This window comes from Halomonas marinisediminis, from assembly GCF_004347715.1.
Lineage (GTDB): Bacteria > Pseudomonadota > Gammaproteobacteria > Pseudomonadales > Halomonadaceae > Halomonas > Halomonas icarae.
This window is the reverse complement of the sequence record NZ_SLTR01000002.1, coordinates 258,283-275,798: the sequence shown is the minus strand read 5'-3', so window position 1 is coordinate 275,798 and position 17,516 is coordinate 258,283. Positions and strand designations below refer to the sequence as shown.

The 17,516-nt window shown below is 67.0% G+C and carries 17 protein-coding genes; 3 read left to right on the top strand and 14 right to left on the bottom strand.

The features are described from left to right. Positions 1 to 25: 25 nt before the first annotated feature. From E0702_RS03060 to cobT, 8 genes are read right to left on the bottom strand one after another with little or no spacing between them, the layout of a single operon-like run. The gene (locus E0702_RS03060; protein ID WP_132041480.1) at positions 26 to 457 is read right to left on the bottom strand and encodes a bifunctional adenosylcobinamide kinase/adenosylcobinamide-phosphate guanylyltransferase; all 432 of its coding nucleotides are present in this window, start codon (positions 455 to 457) and stop codon (positions 26 to 28) included. Continuing rightward, positions 412 to 1,038 (bottom strand): histidine phosphatase family protein, encoded by a 627-nt coding sequence (locus tag E0702_RS03055; protein WP_132041479.1) that lies wholly within the window; start codon positions 1,036 to 1,038, stop codon positions 412 to 414. Before E0702_RS03055 ends, E0702_RS03060 begins: the two co-directional genes overlap by 46 nt. Beyond that, entirely contained in the window at positions 990 to 1,745 is a 756-nt protein-coding gene (gene cobS, locus E0702_RS03050) for an adenosylcobinamide-GDP ribazoletransferase (protein ID WP_132041478.1), read from the bottom strand. The genes E0702_RS03055 and cobS overlap by 49 nt, the downstream gene beginning before the upstream one ends. Further along, complete coding sequence (locus E0702_RS03045; protein WP_132041477.1) at positions 1,742 to 2,314, bottom strand: bifunctional adenosylcobinamide kinase/adenosylcobinamide-phosphate guanylyltransferase; 573 nt, start codon at positions 2,312 to 2,314, stop codon at positions 1,742 to 1,744. Before E0702_RS03045 ends, cobS begins: the two co-directional genes overlap by 4 nt. After that, positions 2,311 to 3,453: a threonine-phosphate decarboxylase CobD gene (gene cobD, locus E0702_RS03040; protein ID WP_132041476.1), complete on the bottom strand. Its 1,143-nt coding sequence runs from the start codon at positions 3,451 to 3,453 to the stop codon at positions 2,311 to 2,313. Before cobD ends, E0702_RS03045 begins: the two co-directional genes overlap by 4 nt. After that, complete coding sequence (gene cbiB, locus E0702_RS03035) at positions 3,450 to 4,427, bottom strand: adenosylcobinamide-phosphate synthase CbiB (RefSeq protein WP_132041475.1); 978 nt, start codon at positions 4,425 to 4,427, stop codon at positions 3,450 to 3,452. The genes cobD and cbiB overlap by 4 nt, the downstream gene beginning before the upstream one ends. Continuing rightward, entirely contained in the window at positions 4,420 to 5,127 is a 708-nt protein-coding gene (locus E0702_RS03030) for an adenosylcobinamide amidohydrolase (protein ID WP_132041474.1), read from the bottom strand. The genes cbiB and E0702_RS03030 overlap by 8 nt, the downstream gene beginning before the upstream one ends. Then, positions 5,124 to 6,176 carry a nicotinate-nucleotide--dimethylbenzimidazole phosphoribosyltransferase gene (gene cobT / locus E0702_RS03025; RefSeq protein ID WP_132041473.1) on the bottom strand — a complete coding sequence of 351 codons (1,053 nt, stop codon included), beginning with the start codon at positions 6,174 to 6,176 and terminating at the stop codon, positions 5,124 to 5,126. Before cobT ends, E0702_RS03030 begins: the two co-directional genes overlap by 4 nt. Before the next feature lie 280 nt (positions 6,177 to 6,456). Here cobT and E0702_RS03020 point away from each other — a divergent pair, with 280 nt between their 5' ends. Further along, positions 6,457 to 8,103, top strand: a complete 1,647-nt coding sequence (locus E0702_RS03020; RefSeq protein WP_132041472.1) for a hypothetical protein — start codon at positions 6,457 to 6,459, stop codon at positions 8,101 to 8,103. 129 nt (positions 8,104 to 8,232) lie between these two features. Then, positions 8,233 to 8,709 (top strand): nucleoside deaminase, encoded by a 477-nt coding sequence (locus E0702_RS03015; protein WP_132041471.1) that lies wholly within the window; start codon positions 8,233 to 8,235, stop codon positions 8,707 to 8,709. 6 nt (positions 8,710 to 8,715) lie between these two features. On the opposite strand, the gene E0702_RS03010 is transcribed toward E0702_RS03015, so the two are convergent. From E0702_RS03010 to E0702_RS02990, 5 genes are all read right to left on the bottom strand, one after another. Further along, a complete protein-coding gene (locus E0702_RS03010; protein ID WP_132041470.1) occupies positions 8,716 to 9,600 on the bottom strand; it encodes an HTH domain-containing protein in 885 nt (294 codons plus the stop codon). A 152-nt stretch (positions 9,601 to 9,752) separates the two neighbouring features. After that, positions 9,753 to 11,579 carry an acyl-CoA dehydrogenase C-terminal domain-containing protein gene (locus E0702_RS03005; RefSeq protein WP_132041469.1) on the bottom strand — a complete coding sequence of 609 codons (1,827 nt, stop codon included), beginning with the start codon at positions 11,577 to 11,579 and terminating at the stop codon, positions 9,753 to 9,755. 315 nt (positions 11,580 to 11,894) lie between these two features. Next, entirely contained in the window at positions 11,895 to 12,662 is a 768-nt protein-coding gene (locus E0702_RS03000) for an SDR family NAD(P)-dependent oxidoreductase (RefSeq protein WP_132041468.1), read from the bottom strand. A gap of 14 nt (positions 12,663 to 12,676) precedes the next feature. After that, on the bottom strand, positions 12,677 to 14,341 hold the full coding sequence (locus E0702_RS02995) for an AMP-binding protein (protein WP_132041467.1): 1,665 nt from the start codon (positions 14,339 to 14,341) through the stop codon (positions 12,677 to 12,679). Positions 14,342 to 14,498: 157 nt separating this feature from the next. Beyond that, on the bottom strand, positions 14,499 to 15,074 hold the full coding sequence (locus E0702_RS02990; RefSeq protein WP_132041466.1) for a TetR/AcrR family transcriptional regulator: 576 nt from the start codon (positions 15,072 to 15,074) through the stop codon (positions 14,499 to 14,501). A 174-nt stretch (positions 15,075 to 15,248) separates the two neighbouring features. On the opposite strand from E0702_RS02990, the gene E0702_RS02985 reads away from it, so the two are divergent. Then, positions 15,249 to 16,436, top strand: coding sequence for an acetyl-CoA C-acyltransferase (locus E0702_RS02985; protein WP_132041465.1), 1,188 nt, complete (start codon positions 15,249 to 15,251; stop codon positions 16,434 to 16,436). A gap of 39 nt (positions 16,437 to 16,475) precedes the next feature. Here E0702_RS02985 and acuI read toward each other — a convergent pair whose 3' ends face one another. Continuing rightward, the gene (gene acuI / locus E0702_RS02980; RefSeq protein ID WP_132041550.1) at positions 16,476 to 17,471 is read right to left on the bottom strand and encodes an acrylyl-CoA reductase (NADPH); all 996 of its coding nucleotides are present in this window, start codon (positions 17,469 to 17,471) and stop codon (positions 16,476 to 16,478) included. Positions 17,472 to 17,516: the final 45 nt, after the last annotated feature.

Sequence of the window (17,516 nt, the reverse complement as noted above, 5' to 3'; positions counted from 1 at the left end):
CAACGCGGCGTCATAGGCTTGGTCGCTACTCTCCGCTGTCCAGTCGCCTGGCCAGGCCATGGCGCACATACCACACCGCCGAGCAGCGTGAGGCGACCTCCTGGACCAGCCAGCCGTTGAGATCCCGCAGCCGGCGAGCTTCGGGCGCCATGGGCACGATGCCGCGCCCCATCTCGTCGAGAATCAGAACAACCTCCAGCCCCCGGGTCTCCCGCGCCGCCAGGGCCTCCAGCATGGCACGCCAGCCTTGCCGTACACCGTCGTCTCCATCTTCCGCCAGGGCGGCGGTAAGCCAGCCGGCCCAGCCGGTGACCACCAGGGTCGCACCTTCAGGCAGGTCGCCGAGCCAGTCCGCCACACCCTGCCCCGGGTTCAGCCGCTCCCAGTGCGCCGCCGGAAAGCGTTCGTCGACTAGTTCGCGTCGCCCTGAACAGGCACCGCCGATGAAGCACTGCATCGCCAGCCTCCCTCCTGATGGATAAACGTGAAGTGACGCCCCTGGGCCTGACCCACCACGCCCTCCCAGAAGTCGACGGCCTCCAGACGACGGCGCAGCTCGCGAATCACGCCCCCGTGGCTGACCGCCAGCACGCGCTCTCGATCACCTGACTGTGCAAGCACACCTTCCAGCCAGGCAGAGAGCCTGCCCCAGAGTGCATCGGACGACTCACCGCCGGGCGGTGCCCGCATGCCGGCGCTATCGATCCATGCCCGATAGAGCGGATCGTCCTTGAGCTCGTCCCAGGTGCGGCCCTCGTAGTCGCCGAAGTCGAGTTCTCGCAGGCGCGGGTCGAACAGCGCCGAGGTGTCGCGGCCCGGCTGAACATGGGCCAGCGTCTGTCGGCAGCGGGCCAGGTCACTGCAGTGGATGGCATCGAACTCGATGCCCGACAGGTGCTCACGCAATCGCTCCATGTCTGGCACGGCATCGGGCAGCAGAAGCGGGATGTCGCGCTGCCCCTGGTAGCGTCGTTCGAGATTCCAGCGCGTCACGCCATGCCGAACCACCACCAGCTCCAGGCGGCGAGCAGCAGCCATAGTTCTCCTCCCTCGATGGCGGCACCCACGATATCGCCGTTGATGCCGGAAAAGGCCCTGACCATAAAGAGGCCATAGAGGCATAGAAAGACCAGCAGCGCCCCCAGCAGCCAGATCCCACCGGGCACGAAGCCGAAGATGGCCAGCAACGGCAGTAGCGATAGCGCCAGGTCGCGATGCCTCAGGTGTTGCCGCCAGGTCCAGGCCAACCCTTCGCGGCGTGCCAGGGGCGCCAGGCGCAACAGCGCCAGGGCGCCGAAGCGCGCCAGGGCCGGCAGTGCCACCCATAGCCAGGGGCTGATCCCGGCGTCGAGCAGCGCCCATATCAGCACACCCTTCCAGGCCAGCAGGAAGACGAGGGCGAGAATGGCGAAGCTGCCCACCTGGCTATCCTTCATGATCGCCCAGCGCCGCTCCAGGGGCGCATTGCTGCCCAGTGCATCGGCCAGATCCATGACGCCATCGAGGTGTAGCCCCCCGCTGAGCGCCACCCACAGGCTGAGCAGGGTCAGCGCCAGCAGCGGGGTGGGAAGTCCTTCCCCGAGAGCGGCCACCACCGTCAGGGCGGCGCCGATCAGCAGGCCCACCAGGGGATAGCAGCGCAACGCCCAGCGACAGGTGCCGGCATGCCACGGGCAGGCAACAGGCAGAGGAACCCGGGTTAGAAACTGCAGGGCCAGCACCAGCCCATGGAGGGCCTCTCTCATCGTCTCGCCTCTGGGCGACATTCCCCGGCAGCCTGGCCGTCGGTGGCTTTCCACTCGAGCGCCATGCCGGCCACCACCTCGATCACCCGGTCCGCCTCTCGCGCCAGCCGGCGATGCAGTCGCTGGAGAAAGGCCAGGTAGCGCCAGGTCTCGGCATCGGCTGGTGGCAGATCCTCGTTGAGGTCGTTGGAGACCACCACCAGGGCGATATCGCGCGTGCGGGCCATCTCGATCACCCGGGCCAGCATCGCCTCCCCTTCAGCCTCCTGGCCGCCACCGGCATAGAGCCACTGGCTGGCCCAGAGGGTCAGGCAATCCAGCAGCACGCTATCTCCCTCGGCCACCTCGGCAAGGGCCGTGTCCAGCGCCAGGGGCGCCTCAAGGGTGCGCCAACCGGTGCCGCGCTCGTGACGATGGCGCGCTATTCGCGCGGCCATCTCGTCGTCCGTGGCCTGGGCCGTGGCGAGATAGACAAGCGCGCCACCGCGGGATCGATGCAAGGCGCCGGCCAGCGTCTCGGCATGTCGACTCTTGCCGGAGCGGGCCCCACCACCGACGAAGGCGATCATGACCCGCCCTCCTCGGCTTCCCGCAACACCTCGGCCAGGGCCGCCAGCAGGCGCGCATTGGTGGTGGCATCGCCCAGGGCTAGACGCAACCAGCCGCCGTCGAGACCCGGGAAGGATTCGGTATGACGCACCAGCACACCGTGGCGCAGCAGCGCCGGCAGCAGTTGGCGCGTCGCCTCGCGCCCCCCGGGGTGACGCACCAGGAAGAAGTTGGCCCGACTGGGGATCACCTCCAGGCCCAGGGCATCGAGCCCCACCTGCAGCCGCGGCCGCTCGGTGGCGAGCCACGCCTCGGTGTGACCGGCGAAGTCGCGATCGGCGAGCAGCGGGGCCACCAGTGCCGCCGCCAGCCCATTGACGCTCCAGGCGGGCTGACAGCTGGCGGCATGGCGCACCGTCTCGCGGTCGGCCAGCAGATAGCCCAGGCGCAACCCCGGCAGGGTAAAGTGCTTGGTCAACGAGCGCAGCAGGATCAGGTGCTCGAAGCGGGTCAGCAGTGGCGTCAAGGCCTCCTCCCCCGCCGGCCTTCCCGCCTCGTCGCCCACGAAATCGATAAAGGCCTCGTCCACCACCACGCGACAGCCGCGCTGCGCGGTGAGTTCGAGTAGCCGCTCCACCGAGGCTTTCGTCGCCAGGGTGCCGGTGGGGTTGTTGGGGCGGCACAGGAAGAGCAGTCGCGCCTCGCCCAGGGCGGCGACCACCGCCTCCGGGTCGAGGCGAAAGTCCGGTGGCTCGAGCGTCAGGCGAGTGACTGGCAGGCCATGGGCCGCGCAGGCTCGTGCATACTCGGCGAAGGTGGGCTCGACGATGGCCACGGGAGCGGCAGGGAACTCCCGGGCATGGAGGGCAACGGCCAGAAAGATCGCCTCGGCGCCACCGTTGGTCAGCAGCACCTGATCGGGTGCCACCCCATCGCGGGCGGCGATCGACTCTCGCGCCTCGCGATAGTCGGGATCGGGGTAGCGGGCCAGTGCCTCTCCCTGCAGACGAGCCGACACCCAGTCGGCGAGCCAGGTCGGCGGCCCCAGGGGGTTGAGATTGGCGCTGGCATCCAGCACCGGCGTGTCGTCGGCCAGCCCGAAGCGAGCCAGCAAGGGCGCCGGCTGCCCGCCGTGGAGCGGCCACTCCTTCGCACTCATGTCAGCATCTCCTTGAACAGGATGACAAGGGCCAGCAGCGCCAGAAAGAGGACCCAACCGCCATGCATCAAGCGAACCGCCGCCGGGATATGCCGGGCACCGAGGGCCTCATGGGGGGAGCCAAGCCGAGCCCGCTCGGAGAGTTCGCCGAGATAGTGGTTGTTGCCACCGAGCTGCACGCCCAGCAGATTCGCCACCATGGCCTCGGGCCAACCGCTGTTGGGGCTAAGGTGGCGCGGCGCTTCCCGGCGGGTGGCGACCAGCGCTCCCCGGCTCCGCCACCCAGCGCTCGGTCGCGCGCCGAGCCATAGCGTCAGGGCAGTCAGGCGTGCTGGCAGCCAGTTGGCCAGGTCATCGAGTCGGGCCGAGGCCCAGCCAAAGTCGAGATAGCGTGCGTTGCGGTAGCCCACCATGGAGTCGAGGGTGTTGATCGCCTTGTAGGCCAGCGCCAGCGGCGCACCGCCGAGCAGCGCAAAGAACAGCGGAGCGGTGATGCCATCCACGCTGTTCTCGGCCACGGTTTCCACCGTGCCACGGGCGATCTCGGCCTCATCCAGCTCGACGGTATCACGCCCGACGATCATGGAAAGTGCCCGGCGAGCGCCTGGCAGGTCACCACTCGCCAGCGGCGTCGCCACGGCGAGGGCGGCATCGCGCAGGCCCTTGATCGCCAGACAGCTGGCCAGCAGCCACCCCTCGGCGAGCCAGCCCAGCCAGGGATGAACACGTGCCAGTAGCGTGATGGACACCCAGCCCAGCCCCCCGGTGCCCAGTACCACCAGCGCCGTCATCAACGCCCCCTTGCACCGACGACTCACCGGGCTGCCATGGTTCAAGGCGGCTTCCAGACGAGTGATCACCTGCCCCACGCCCACCACCGGATGCGGCAGGCGACGCGGGTCACCGATCAGCAGGTCGAATCCCACGGCGGCCAGCACCAGGCCGAGCAGTGCAAGCGATAGCGGCTCAGCCATGGAAGACCGCCCGCTTCTCGGCACCACGCCGCCACTCCTGGGAGGCGAGCAGCGACTCTCGAGTGGCCCGATATATCGCCTGGCCAAGCTCGCGTCCCAGTCGGGTACCGGACCCGGCGTAGGGCGTCATCGCTCCCTGCTGGGTCGCGGCGATCGCCAGACAGTCGGTGGAGGTACCACTGGCCGGCGTGCCGCTGTGGGGGTCACGCACTTCCAGCGATTGAAGGGCGCGCACCTTGGCTTCACTGGCAGACAGGCAGGCGTTGACCATGGCGCTATCGCTGAGGCACCCATCGATAAGCACCAGGGTGTTGATGGTGCCTACCGGTCGTGGATCGCCAACCAGGGAAGCGGTGATATCCACGGCATTGCCTGCCCCCGCGGTCACCGCCACCACTACCCCATCGCCTTCCACCAGCGTCAGGTGTTCGAGTCGCACCGCGGTCATCATGGCCAGGCTCCCCTCTAGCGGGATACCGCGCGCCGCCAGCCATCTCGCCAGTTCCCCGGCCGGGTCGTGGCCAGCGTAATCCTTGTCTACATGAAAGTTGCAGAAGTGGTGGCGCCAGCCGAAGCCACCACCCACCAGGGCGCTGCTCAGCGTCCAGAGTGGCTGAGGGCTGGCAAGGTGCACGCACTCCTCATCGACGGCCAGGGTTAGCCCCGGCCCAAAGCCGAGCTGGATAGTCTCCGACGTCATGACCCAGCGCCGATACCGGCATCATCGAAGGTGGCCATCTCCGACAGCAAGCGACACGCCGAGTCCAGCAGCGGAAAGGCCAGGGCGGCGCCGGTGCCTTCGCCGAGGCGCAGCCCGAAGTCGAGCAGCGGCCGGGCATCGAGGGCCTTCAGTGCCAGCTCGTGCCCCGGCTCCTGGGAGCGGTGACCGAAGATCAGATATTCACGCAGGCCGGGACAGAGGCGACGGGCCACCAGCGCCGCCACCGTGGCGATAAAGCCATCCACCAGCAGCGGCAGGCGCTGTTCGGCACCGCCCAGAAAGGCCCCGGCCATGGCGGCAATCTCCAGCCCCCCCACCGCGGCGAGAGTCCCCAGCGGGTCGTTGCGATCCGGCCGACGTGCCCCCAGGGCCCGCTCGATCACCGACCGCTTGTGGGCCACACCACTGGCATCGAGACCGGTACCGTTTCCGACCAGCCCGGCCACAGGACCGCCGGTCAGCACGGCCAACAAGGCACTGCTCGCCGTGGTATTGGCGATGCCCATCTCGCCGATGATCAGGCAACGACAGCCGGCCGCGGCGGCACGCTTCGCGGCGCGCGCCCCTGCCGCCATGGCCTGCAGGGCCTCGTCCCGTGTCATGGCGTCGCTTTCCAGCATATTGGCGGTGCCGAGACGAACCTTCTCGTTCACCAGTCGCGGGTGACGGGCGACATCATCGGGCATGGGAGTGGCAACCCCCACATCGATGACTTCAAGATGTGCCGCGTGTTGCCGAGCGAAAACGTTGATGGCGGCCCCGCCGGCGGTGAAGTTGGCCACCATCTGGGCGGTCACCTCCTGGGGAAAGGCCGACACCCCCTCGGCGGCCACCCCGTGGTCGGCGGCAAACACCAGCATGGCGGGGGGCGCAACCTGGGGGAGTGACTCCCCCTGGATGGCCGCCAACTCCACGGCCAGACGCTCCAGGCGCCCCAGGCTACCCGGGGGCTTGGTCAATTGGTCGAGGCGTCGCACGGCACGCTCCGCGGCGATGCTGTCGAGCGGGGGAAGACGGTCGGGGATCATGTTGAGCGAGCCACTCCTGGCAGAAGCATCCGGTCTGGGCCGGCCATCTTAGCAGAACGTCTGTGGCGGGCGGTGGCTCCAGGCCGTCCCGGACCGACACCGGAATTGAAGGAGTCAGGCTCACCACGGCAGACAGTTTCCCCGGCCCGTCAGTGCCCCCCCCAGCCGGTGGCGGCGACGTGACGGCCTTACGCTCACTATATTGAAGGAGCGGACCTTTCGCTCTTGACCTGCCGTGGGCAGGCGACCGAGGCGAGTCGACCGGGTCCCGGGAGAGGCAATGATGACAAGCCCCTACTGGCTGCTTCCTGGCCTCATGCTGCTCTCCTTCCAGTGGCCCCTGACCGGTGCCCTGTACTTCCATGCCGCCCTCGCCTGTGTGCCACTGGCGGCCTTCGCCGCCGACCGCCATGGCTGGCGGGGAGTCGGCATGGTGGTGGTCGGTGGATCGCTGCTTCCCTTCGGTCTCTATCTACCGGTTGGCAGCTTTCCCGCCGAGCCCGGCCTCTATCTGGCCGCGATCGCGCTTGCCGCACTGCTGGCGTCCGGATGGAGGGTGCCGGACCTTGCCGATCGCTTCCGGCCGGGCTTCGGCTTCCTTGCCGCCCTCCTCCTGCTGCCGCTGCATCTGGTCGTGGCCAGGGAGGGGCTCGACAATGGCGTCGATATCGATGTCTCGATCCGTCTGCTGCCGATATTGTTCTTCCTGCTGTTTCTGCTCGGTAGTGCCCGAGCTCCGGTACTGTCGGTGCTGGCCCCCCTGGCCCTGGCCACCGCCGCGGGGCTCGCCCTGGCCCTGCTCGACGGGACACTGCTGGAGCTGCCCAGGCGGATCGGCTACCGGCTCGACACCCCCGCCGACTTCCTGACCGGGGCGGCCTGCTTTCTGGCCGGGCGATACCACCGCGAGCTCCATGAGGCGCAGGGGCCCATCACGCCGCTGCCGGCCAGGCCACTTGGGACTTGTGCGCTGCTGCTGGTGCTATGGGGCGGGTATCCGGCCTGGCATTTTCTCGTTATACAGGCGGGAGAGCATGGCGACCTGCTCCGCCAGCTCGCTCCCGTGGGCAGCAGACTCGCTCTCCCGCTGGCGGCCCTACTGGCCGGCTGGTGCTATCGGCGACGCGGGGTCGCCGGAGTGATATGCATGGCCGCCATCGTGGAGGCTAGCAGAGTCCTCCTGGCCTGGAGCAGTGCCAACCTGGGCGCCCCGGTGGTGGCCTTCGCCTTCGGTGCGCTGGGCAGCGGCCTGCGCGATCGTCGGGAAGGCACCCACACCCCCTGGCACCCTGGGCGCTGGGTCAGACTGGCCCTGGTCAGCACGGTGAGTCTGCCGCTGATCCTCGGGCTCGAGCCCGGAGAGGCGCGGGACCTGCTGCTCCTGGCCCTGAGCGTCGCGGCGATCTTCGCGCTGCCGATCGTCCTGCGAACCCTGCTGCGCCGGGCCGGCCTGTGGCTTAGCGATGCCGCCCGGCAGGGCTGGCTGGCCATCACGGAGCTCACCCTGCTGCTGCTGGGGCTGCTCTCCCATCTGCAGCAGGCGCTGGGAGTCATGGTCGGTATCATCACGATGGTGCGCTCGGAATTACCGGGGTTTCAGATATCACCGGGATGGGAAGCGGAGGTGGCTCCGCTGCTGGGCATCGGCGCACTCTTTTATGTCGTCCTGCTGCTGACGGCGCTGTCTGCGGTGCTGGACAGGCTGCCGGCGGTCACCGTCAGCGCACTGACGCTGATCGACTGGCTGAGGGGGCGGCTGTCGCTCGGCTCCATGGGGGCGAGGCAGGAAAGGGAGGTGACGGTCGAAAGCGCCAACGCCGCCGGATGGTTATGCTCCCTGACCCGTGGCATTCGCTGGGTCCGCAACGCCCTGTTACTCGCCGCCGTGGGAGCCACCCTGCTGCTGATGCTGGACGAGTTCTGGTAACAGGACTGGCAGCCGCCCCCCAGCGCTTCGGTCGGCCCGGACCTCGCCGCCAGGCAATGGACGGGGGGGGATGCAAACCGCGGCGAGGCTTCCTATGCTGGAGGCCCTTTCACCACTGGAGACCCAACGATGATCGATGCCACCGATATGATTCATCTGGAGCGCTGCGTGGCGCTGGCGGAGAAGGGACTGGAAGCGGGCGATGAGCCATTCGGCTCGGTGCTGGTGAGTGCAGAGGGCGAGGTGCTGGCCGAGGACCACAACCATGTGGCCGGCGGCGACGCCACCCAGCACCCCGAATTCTTTCTGGCCCGCTGGGCGGCGGAGCACCTCACACCCGAGCAGCGCGCCGGGGCGACCGTCTATACCTCCGGCGAGCACTGTCCCATGTGCGCAGCGGCCCATGGCTGGGTGGGGCTGGGGCGCATCGTCTACGCCAGCTCTTCCGAGCAGCTGATCGGCTGGCTCGAGGAGATGGGCGTTGCGCCGGCGCCGGTGGCGCCACTGCCCATCGAGCAGGTGGTGCCGGGCGCCGTGGTCGAGGGGCCGGTACCGGCCTTCGCCGAACGGATCCGCTCTCTGCACCGCCGCCTGCACGGCGCCTGAGGGAAGTCAGGTACCTCCAGCCAGCACCCGCTCGATAAAGGCCTCGCAGCGCCGTTGGGCCGGACGTTCGCGCAGGCCATCCCAGTAGGCCTCGAACTCAGGCCGGCGAGGGAGTGTGCCGAAGTGCATGCCCCAGCCGATGTGCGAGCCCACATAGACATCCGCCGCACTGAAGGCGTCGCCGGCGATGAAGGGCTTGTCCGCCACGGCGCCAGCGAGGGTCTCCACCAGCGCCCAGTAGTCACCGCTACCCAGGCGCATCGCCTGCTCCGGGGTGGGCGTGACGCCCAGATCGTTGAGGGCGATGGCGCTCTCCAGTGGACCGGCGGCAAGGAACAGCCAGCGATAGTAGTCGCCCCGCGCGGCCAATGGCGGGGCCAGCCCCGCCTCGGGGAAGGCATCGGCCAGATAGGCGCAGATCGCCGCGGCCTCGGTCACCACGGTGTCGCCATGACGGATGGCGGGCACCTTGCCCAGCGGATTGATGGCGAGGTACTCCGGGGACTTCATGGCGCTGCCGTACTCCAGCGTGACCGTGCGGTAGTTGATGCCAAGCTCTTCCAGCATCCAGTGCACGATACCGCCACGCGACAGCGGGTTGGTATAGAAGACCAGCGCGTCGACTGTCGGCTGGGATGAGGCCCCTCCACCCTGTCCGACCACCTGGGGTTCCTGTAGAGCCGGTGGCGGCAGCACGACCTCAGGGGGCAAGAGATAGCCCCGGCCGGGTTCGTTGACCACCTCGATACCCACCGCGCGAAGCACGGCAATCTCCTGATAGAGGGTGCGCAGCGAGACGCCCAGGGCCTCGGCGAGGGCGGGGCCAGGCATGGGCTCCTGGCGATGGCGCAGGAGCCGAATGAGCGTCTGCAGGCGGGTGGAACGGGTCATGCTGGCCTCCCGGCGCCCAGGGCGCGCGTCGATACACCGTGTATGTCTCGCATAATGCCTGCCAAGCCCCGCCGGCACCAGAGCCCCCAACAAGAAAGGCGGCGAGGTTGCCCTCGCCGCCCATCGATCTTTATTGCCAGGAAAATCGGGTATCAGATCTCGAAGCCGAGCCCGAAATCTTCGGCGCTGATGGCCATCAGCGGATCGGCCCCGGCCTCGAGTGCCCCCTTGTGGGCGCGGGTGCGCGGCAGCAGGCGCTGATAGAAGAAGCGCGCGGTATCCAGCTTGGCGCGGTAGAAGGCGGCCTCGTCGGTGCCTTCGGCAAGTGCGGCGCGAGCCTGCCGGGCGGCACGGGCGAACAGGTAGGCCAGGGTCACGTAACCCGAATACATCAGATAGTCGACGCTGGCCGCCCCCACCTCCTCACGATCGGCCATCGCCTTCATGCCGATCGCCATGGTCATCTCGCCCCACTCCTGGTTGAGCTTGGCCAGCGGGCGGACGAACTCGGCGAGCTGGCTGTTGCCCTCCTCGGCCTGGCAGAACTTGTGGATCTCCCTGGTAAAGGCCTTGAGGCTCTCGCCCTGGCTCATCAGCACCTTGCGACCCAGCAGGTCGAGGGCCTGGATACCCGTGGTGCCCTCATAGAGGCGAGTGATGCGCGCATCGCGCACCAGCTGCTCCATGCCCCACTCCTGAATGAAGCCGTGCCCACCGAAGACCTGCACGCCTTCGTTGGTCGCCTCGAAGCCCACCTCGGTAAGGAATGCCTTGACGATAGGCGTCAGCAGGCCCAGCAGGGTCTCGGCCCGCGCCTTCTCGTCGGCATCGGTGCCCTGCTCGACGATATCGATCATCTGGGCGGTATACAGCACCAGCATCCGGCCGCCCTCGGCGAAGGCCTTCTGGGTCAGCAGCATGCGCCGCACATCCGGATGAACGATGATCGGGTCGGCGACCTTCTCGGGCGCCTTGGCACCGGAGAGTGCACGCATCTGCAGGCGATCGCGAGCATAGGCCAGCGAGTTCTGGAAGCTGGCCTCGGTGAGGCCCAGACCCTGGATGCCGACCCCGATGCGGGCAGCGTTCATCATGGTGAACATGCAGGCCAGGCCCTTGTTGGGTGCCCCGACCAGGAAGCCCTTCGCCGAGTCGAAGTTCATCACGCAGGTCGCGTTGCCGTGGATGCCCATCTTGTGCTCCAGGGAGCCGCAAGTGACGCCGTTGCGCTCGCCGGGGTTGCCATCACTATCGGGCAGGTGCTCATTGGGTAAATACTTCGGCACCACAAACAGCGAGATGCCCTTGGAGCCTTCGGGCGCGTCGGGCAGCTTGGCCAGCACCAGATGGACGATATTCTCGGCCAGATCATGTTCACCGGCGGAGATAAAGATCTTGGTGCCCGTCACCGCGTAGCTGCCATCGTCATTGGGCATCGCACGGGTCTTGATCAGGCCCAGATCGGTGCCACAGTGAGGCTCGGTCAGGCACATGGTGCCGGTCCAGGTGCCCTCCACCAGCTTGGTGAGATAGGTGGCCTGCTGCTCCTCGGTTCCGTGATGACGCAGCGCGTCGGCGGCGCCATGGGAGAGCCCCGGGTACATGCCCCAGGCCAGGTTGGTGGAGCAGACCATCTCGTTGAGTACCATGGCCAGCGAGTGAGGCAATCCCTGACCACCATGGGCGGGGTCGGCGGCCAGGCTCGGCCAGCCACCCTCGACATACTGGGCGTAGGCCTCCTTGAACCCCCTGGGAGCCTTCACCTCGCCACCCTCCAGCAGGCAGCCCTCGCGGTCGCCGCTCTGATTCAGCGGCAGCAACACCTCGCGAGAGAAGCGCGCCCCCTCCTCCAGGATGGCAGCGACCACGTCGGGCGTCGCCTCTTCCCCACCGGGCAGGCGAGCATAGTGGCCCGGGTAGTCCAGCATCTCATCCATCACGAAACGAAGGTCACGCAGGGGGGCCTGATAGTCGGGCATCTCGAACTCTCCAATGTCTCGGTGAACCACAAGAGTGGCGCCTGTTGTCGATTGCAGGAAGGCAATGGCAACCGCTTTCAAACATGTGTTTGAAATTAGCCGCCACACAACCGAGAGTCAAGCGTTCGTTTGAAAACTCGAACGACACGGGCACTGCTGCCACCCCCCATAGAGCACCTCGAAAGAGAAAACACCCCGAAAGAGAAAACACCCCGAAGGTTGGATCGAGTGTCCAGCCTTCGGGGTGTTATTCAACGACACCGCGAGCATTTTCTAGAGCTGATAGATGATGGCTTACAGCTCCGAGGCAACCGGTTATTGCATGCGAATCCCACCGTCGAGGCGAATCACCTCGCCATTGAGCATGGTATTGGTGATGATCTGCTCGGCCATGCGGGCAAACTCCTCGGGCCGGCCGAGGCGCTTGGGGAAGGGCACGGCGGCCGCCAGGGCCTGGGCGGCCTCATCGGGAATCTCGCTCATCATGGGGGTCTCGAAGACCCCAGGGGCGATGGCCATGACCCTGACACCGTGACGCGATAGCTCACGCGCTGCCGGCAGACTCATGCCTACCACCCCGGCCTTGGAGGCGCTGTAGGCGCACTGCCCCACCTGACCGTCGAAGGCGGCGATGGAGGCGGTATTGATGATCACCCCACGCTCACCATCCTCGCCCGGTGCATTCTTCGACATGGCGGCGGCGGCCAGGCGCATCACGTTGAAGGTTCCCACCAGATTGATCTGGATCGCACGGTTATAGGCCTCCAGGTCGGCAGGGTTGCCCTCGCGGTCGACCAGCTTGCCCACACTGACGATACCGGCACAGTGCACAACTCCCGCAAGACCACCCTCACCGCCGAGCTCGACGGCGGCGTCCACCGCGGCCTGGATCTCCTCTCCCGAGGTGACATCGCCACGTATTGCCCGGGCCGCTTCCCCCAGGCGCTCGGCATGGTCATGCACGGCATCGCTCAGGTCACAGAGCACCACGCGGCCACCGGCGGCCACCAGGCGTTCGGCGGTGGCCGCACCCAGCCCGGAGGCGGCCCCGGTAATCAGGAAGGTACTGTCTTTGATCTGCATAGGAACTCCTCGAATTACTCGCCTGCGGCCTTGTCGACGGCATCGGCACGCAGCTTGAAGCGCTGGATCTTGCCACTCGGTGTCTTGGGCAGCTCATCCACAAACTGGACCACCCGCGGGAAGGCGTGGGTCGAGAGGCGCTCGCGGACCTGCTGACGGATCTCATCGGCCAGGACATCGCTCGGTTCAAAGCCATCGCGCAGCACCACATAGGACTTGATGATCTCGCCGCGGATCTCATCAGGCTGGCCCACGGCGGCCGATTCGGCCACCGCCGGGTGAGTCATGACACTATTCTCGACATCGGTCGGCCCAACCCTATAGCCGGCGGTGGTGATGATATCGTCATCGCGGCCGGCGAACTGGAAGGTGCCATCCTCGTTGCGGACCACCACGTCGCCGGTCAGGTAGTACCCCTCCGCGAAGGGGTGCTTCTCCTGCCAGGTATAACCGGGGAAGAAGAAGGCCGGTGAGTTCTTGATATCCACCGCCAGCACCCCGGGCTCGCCCGGCGGCAGCTCGTTGTACTCGGCATCGAGGATCGCCAGGCGATAGCCGGGCATGGGTACCCCCATGCCACCGGCATGCTTGGGATGCTCGAGGGCCTGATGGTTGTTGCAGGTCATGCCGGTTTCGGTCTGACCATAGTGGTCGGTTACCGGGCACCCCAGGGAGTGCTCCACCCAGTTCACCACCTCGGTATTGAGCGGCTCGCCGGCAGAGCTGGCCGCGCGTAGCTCGAGCGTCTCATGGGCATCATCGAACAGACCGGAAGCCTTCATCAGGCGATAGGCGGTGGGGGCAGCGGCGAAGTTGGTAAGCCGGTGACGGCGCATGAAGGCCAGGGCGCCTTCGGCCGTAAAGCCCGCCTCACAGAAATGCGTGGTCACACCCAGCAGCAGCGGTCCGGTGATGGCGTAGTAGAGGCCGTAGGCCCAGCCCGGATCGGCCATGTTCCAGAAACGGTCGCTGTCACGCAGCCCGACGGCCAGCTCCATGTAGAGCGCGAAGGCCGGCATCGCGGCGAGCGGGACGGCCACGCCCTTGGGCTTGCCCACGGTGCCGGAGGTGAACATCTGCAGGAAAGGCGCCTCGCGCTCCAGACGCGGCGGCTGGGTCTCGACCGGTGCATGAGCCAGCGCCTGGTGCCAGTCGAGATCGTCGGCATGCTCGCTGCTGGGGCCTCCCACCGCCAGCACCGGCGGGCACTGGCTCAAGCCGTCGAACTTATAACGATTGGCGTGATCGGTGATCACCAGCCGGGTATCGGCACGCCCCAGGCGGTAGTCGACGGAGTCGGGGCCGAAGGCGGTGAAGAGTGGCTGATAGACGGCACCGATGCGCCAGGTGGCCAGTATGGCGACCAGCAGCTGAGGCGAGCGCGGCAGCATGCAGGCGATGCGGTCCCCCACGCCGAGGCCACGCTCGGCGAACCAGCCGGCGAGCCTGGCGCTTTCGGCCTCGAGCTCGGCGTAGGTCATCCGGTTGACGTTGCCCTGAGTGTCCTCATGGACCAGGGCCAGCACGTCGCCCCGCCCGGCTCGAAGGTGGCGGCCACAGCAGGACTCGAAGGCGTTGAACTTGCCATCCTGGTGGTCGTCCAGGCGGGCGATGACGTCATCGATGGAGAATCGCTCCAGGTAGTCACGGTAGTTGGGCAGGCTGGCGTGCGTGCTCATGGGCTGTCCTCATGGGTTGTTTTGTGATTGTTATGGTTAGCAGTTAACGTAAGCGTAAACCTAACAAGCGCTAGGTCTAACCTAGCGAGTCGGACCGCACAGAACAAGAGCAGGAGCAGAGAGAAGCGCCTAGACGATGGTCGAGGCGGCGCCGGATTCAAGGAGTTGAGGCCGAGCGCGTGATCATGGCCACCAGCTCATCGGCCAGTTCGTCGGGGGTACGCGTGCCTTCCGGGTCATACCAGCGTACCGTCCAGTTGAGCGCCCCCATCACGAAACGGGAGACCAGGAAGCGATCACCGTGGACCAGGCCTTCGGCCAGCGCCTCGTCGATCACCTCTTCCCACAGCGCCTCATAGGCGTCGCGCAGGTGGCTCAGATGGGCACGCGCCTCGCTGTCGAGTCGGCGCCACTCATAGAGGGCAACCACATGGGCATTGCGATCGGTGAGCAGGGTCTCGAGGTGGGCACGCGCCATGGCATGCAAGCGTGCCGAGGCACCGCTGTCACAGCGGGCAAGCGCGTCTCGAGCGATGACCAGGGCATTCTCGGTGCCCTCCTCGATCACCGCGGCCAGGATCTCCTGCTTGTCGCGGAAATGGTGGAAGAGGCTACCGGACTTGATGCCCATCTCCTGGGCCAGCATACGCACCGTGGTACGATCGAAGCCCTCCTGGACGAACAACTGGGCGGCCAGGCGGGTCAACTCCTTGCGGCGTGGGGACGCATTCATTACATTCATCGGCATTCACACTAGCGCTTGCTTGGTTGAATGTGAGAGAACCACAGCCCCGCCAGTCGGTCAACGTGACACAGGGCAACCTACAACCATAACGACCATCACAGCCATAACGACCATTACAGCGCGGCTCCATCGGGAACCGCTCTCCACATCGGGAGAACCATCATGAGCCACTCCAACGATATCGTCTTCCTCTCCGCCGCTCGCACCCCCATGGGCGGCATGCTCGGCAGCCTCTCCAGCCTCACCGCCCCCGAGCTCGGCGCCGTGGCCATCCGCGCCGCCATCGAACGTGCCGGCATCGACGCCGAGAGCATCGATGAGGGCATCATGGGGTGCGTGCTGCCGGCCGGCGTCAAGCAGGGGCCCGCACGCCAGGCCATGCGCCAGGCCGGCATTCCAGATGCCATCGGCGCCACCACCATCAACAAGCTGTGTGGCTCGGGCATGAAGGCCACCATGCTGGCCCATGACCTGATTCGCGCGGGTAGTGCCGAGGTTGCCCTGGCCGGCGGCATGGAGTCCATGTCCAACGCCCCCCATGTGCTGCCCAAGGCCCGCGCCGGGTATCGCCTGGGGCATGGCGAGCTGAAGGATCACATGTTCCTCGACGGTCTCGAGGATGCCGAGACCGGCAAGCTGATGGGCGTGTTCGCCCAGGATATCGCCACCCAGCGCGACTACAGCCGCGAGCGCCTCGACGACTTCGCCATCGCCTCGCTGGAACGTGCCATGGAGGCGACCAACGCCGGCCACCTGGATGCCGAGATGGCACCGGTCACCGTCACCAGCCGCAAGGGGGAGAGCGTGGTCAACCACGATGAGCAGCCCTTCCAGGCCAAGCTCGACAAGATCCGTTCGCTGCGCCCCGCCTTCGCCAAGGAGGGTACCATCACCGCGGCCAACGCCAGTTCCATCTCCGATGGCGCTTCGGCCTTGATCCTGGCAAGCGGTGCCGCCGCCGAGCGGCTCGGCGCCAAGCCTCTGGCACGCATGCTGGGCCACAGCACCCACTCCCAGCACCCCAGCGAGTTCACCATCGCCCCGGTGGGCGCCATCGACAAGCTGATGAAGAAGCTCGACTGGAGCGTGGACGACGTCGACCTGTTCGAGATCAACGAGGCCTTTGCCGTGGTCACCCTGCTGGCCATGGACGGACTCGACATCCCCCATGACAAGGTCAACGTCTTCGGCGGTGCCTGCGCCCAGGGCCACCCCATCGGCTCCACCGGCTCGCGTATCATCGCGACCCTGATCCACGCCCTGCGCACCAAGGGTGGCAAGCGCGGCATCGCCAGCCTTTGCATCGGCGGCGGTGAAGCCACGGCGGTGGCCGTCGAGCTGATCGATTAAGGGGCAGGCGGGCGACATCCATGTCGCCCGCCGGCTGCCTCAGGCCGACATGGCCACTACCACGCGGCCACGAACCTTTCCGGCCAGCAGATCGTCGGCCGCCTGGATGGCGTCTTCCAGGGCGATGGTGCGGGTGATGGCATCGAGCTGCTCGGGCACCAGCAGTTCCCCGAGCCGCCGCCAGGCCTCCACACGATCCGAATAGGGGCGCATCACGCTGTCGATCCCCATCAGGTTGACGCCACGCAGGATGAAGGGCGCCACGCTGGCCGGCAGATCCATGCCCTGGGCCAGCCCGCAGGCGGCCACGCTGCCACCATAGCGGGTCGAGGCCAGCACGTTGGCCAGGGTGTGGCTACCCACCGAGTCGATGGCCCCTGCCCAACGCTCCTTGGCCAGCGGACGCCCCGGCTCGGAAAACTCCGCCCGATCGATCACCTGCTCGGCACCGAGTCCCTTGAGATAATCGGCCTCCTCGAGGCGCCCGGTGGAGGCCACCACGCGATAACCCAGTTGCGCGAGCAGCGCAATCGAATAGCTTCCCACCCCGCCGTTGGCACCGGTCACCAGCACCTCGCCCTGATCCGGGGTGACACCCTGCCGCTCCAGCGCCATCACCGAGAGCATGGCGGTGTACCCGGCGGTGCCGATGGCCATGGCCTGCTGCGGGGTGAACGCCGACGGCATCGGAATCAACCAGCGGCTATCCAGCCGCGCCTTCTCGGCCAGGCCTCCCCAGTGGGCCTCTCCGACGCCCCAGCCGTTGAGCAGCACCGCATCTCCAGGGGCATAGGCCTCGCTGGTGGACTCCTCCACCATGCCGGCCAGGTCGATGCCCGGCACCATCGGAAACTGACGCACCACCGGCCCCTTCCCGGTGATGGCCAGTGCATCCTTGTAGTTGAGGGTACTGCAGTCGACCCTGACGGTGACGTCGCCCTCCGGCAGTCGCGACTCATCAAGGGTTTCGAGGCCAACCCGTTGCTTGTTGTCATGACCGTTGTCCTGCTTTTCGATCAGAATTGCCTTGAACATCATGCACCTCACGTTGTTGACGCCCTTTTAGACTGGTCGTCTATA

What these genes read in the sequence shown, in the direction of transcription:
- E0702_RS03060 (WP_132041480.1), bottom strand. Translation starts at nt 457, where the DNA reads ATGCAGTGCTTCATCGGCGGTGCCTGTTCAGGGCGACGCGAACTAGTC.
- E0702_RS03055 (WP_132041479.1), bottom strand. Translation starts at nt 1,038, where the DNA reads ATGGCTGCTGCTCGCCGCCTGGAGCTGGTGGTGGTTCGGCATGGCGTG.
- cobS (WP_132041478.1), bottom strand. Translation starts at nt 1,745, where the DNA reads ATGAGAGAGGCCCTCCATGGGCTGGTGCTGGCCCTGCAGTTTCTAACC.
- E0702_RS03045 (WP_132041477.1), bottom strand. Translation starts at nt 2,314, where the DNA reads ATGATCGCCTTCGTCGGTGGTGGGGCCCGCTCCGGCAAGAGTCGACAT.
- cobD (WP_132041476.1), bottom strand. Translation starts at nt 3,453, where the DNA reads ATGAGTGCGAAGGAGTGGCCGCTCCACGGCGGGCAGCCGGCGCCCTTG.
- cbiB (WP_132041475.1), bottom strand. Translation starts at nt 4,427, where the DNA reads ATGGCTGAGCCGCTATCGCTTGCACTGCTCGGCCTGGTGCTGGCCGCC.
- E0702_RS03030 (WP_132041474.1), bottom strand. Translation starts at nt 5,127, where the DNA reads ATGACGTCGGAGACTATCCAGCTCGGCTTTGGGCCGGGGCTAACCCTG.
- cobT (WP_132041473.1), bottom strand. Translation starts at nt 6,176, where the DNA reads ATGATCCCCGACCGTCTTCCCCCGCTCGACAGCATCGCCGCGGAGCGT.
- E0702_RS03020 (WP_132041472.1), top strand. Translation starts at nt 6,457, where the DNA reads ATGATGACAAGCCCCTACTGGCTGCTTCCTGGCCTCATGCTGCTCTCC.
- E0702_RS03015 (WP_132041471.1), top strand. Translation starts at nt 8,233, where the DNA reads ATGATCGATGCCACCGATATGATTCATCTGGAGCGCTGCGTGGCGCTG.
- E0702_RS03010 (WP_132041470.1), bottom strand. Translation starts at nt 9,600, where the DNA reads ATGACCCGTTCCACCCGCCTGCAGACGCTCATTCGGCTCCTGCGCCAT.
- E0702_RS03005 (WP_132041469.1), bottom strand. Translation starts at nt 11,579, where the DNA reads ATGCCCGACTATCAGGCCCCCCTGCGTGACCTTCGTTTCGTGATGGAT.
- E0702_RS03000 (WP_132041468.1), bottom strand. Translation starts at nt 12,662, where the DNA reads ATGCAGATCAAAGACAGTACCTTCCTGATTACCGGGGCCGCCTCCGGG.
- E0702_RS02995 (WP_132041467.1), bottom strand. Translation starts at nt 14,341, where the DNA reads ATGAGCACGCACGCCAGCCTGCCCAACTACCGTGACTACCTGGAGCGA.
- E0702_RS02990 (WP_132041466.1), bottom strand. Translation starts at nt 15,074, where the DNA reads ATGAATGCGTCCCCACGCCGCAAGGAGTTGACCCGCCTGGCCGCCCAG.
- E0702_RS02985 (WP_132041465.1), top strand. Translation starts at nt 15,249, where the DNA reads ATGAGCCACTCCAACGATATCGTCTTCCTCTCCGCCGCTCGCACCCCC.
- acuI (WP_132041550.1), bottom strand. Translation starts at nt 17,471, where the DNA reads ATGTTCAAGGCAATTCTGATCGAAAAGCAGGACAACGGTCATGACAAC.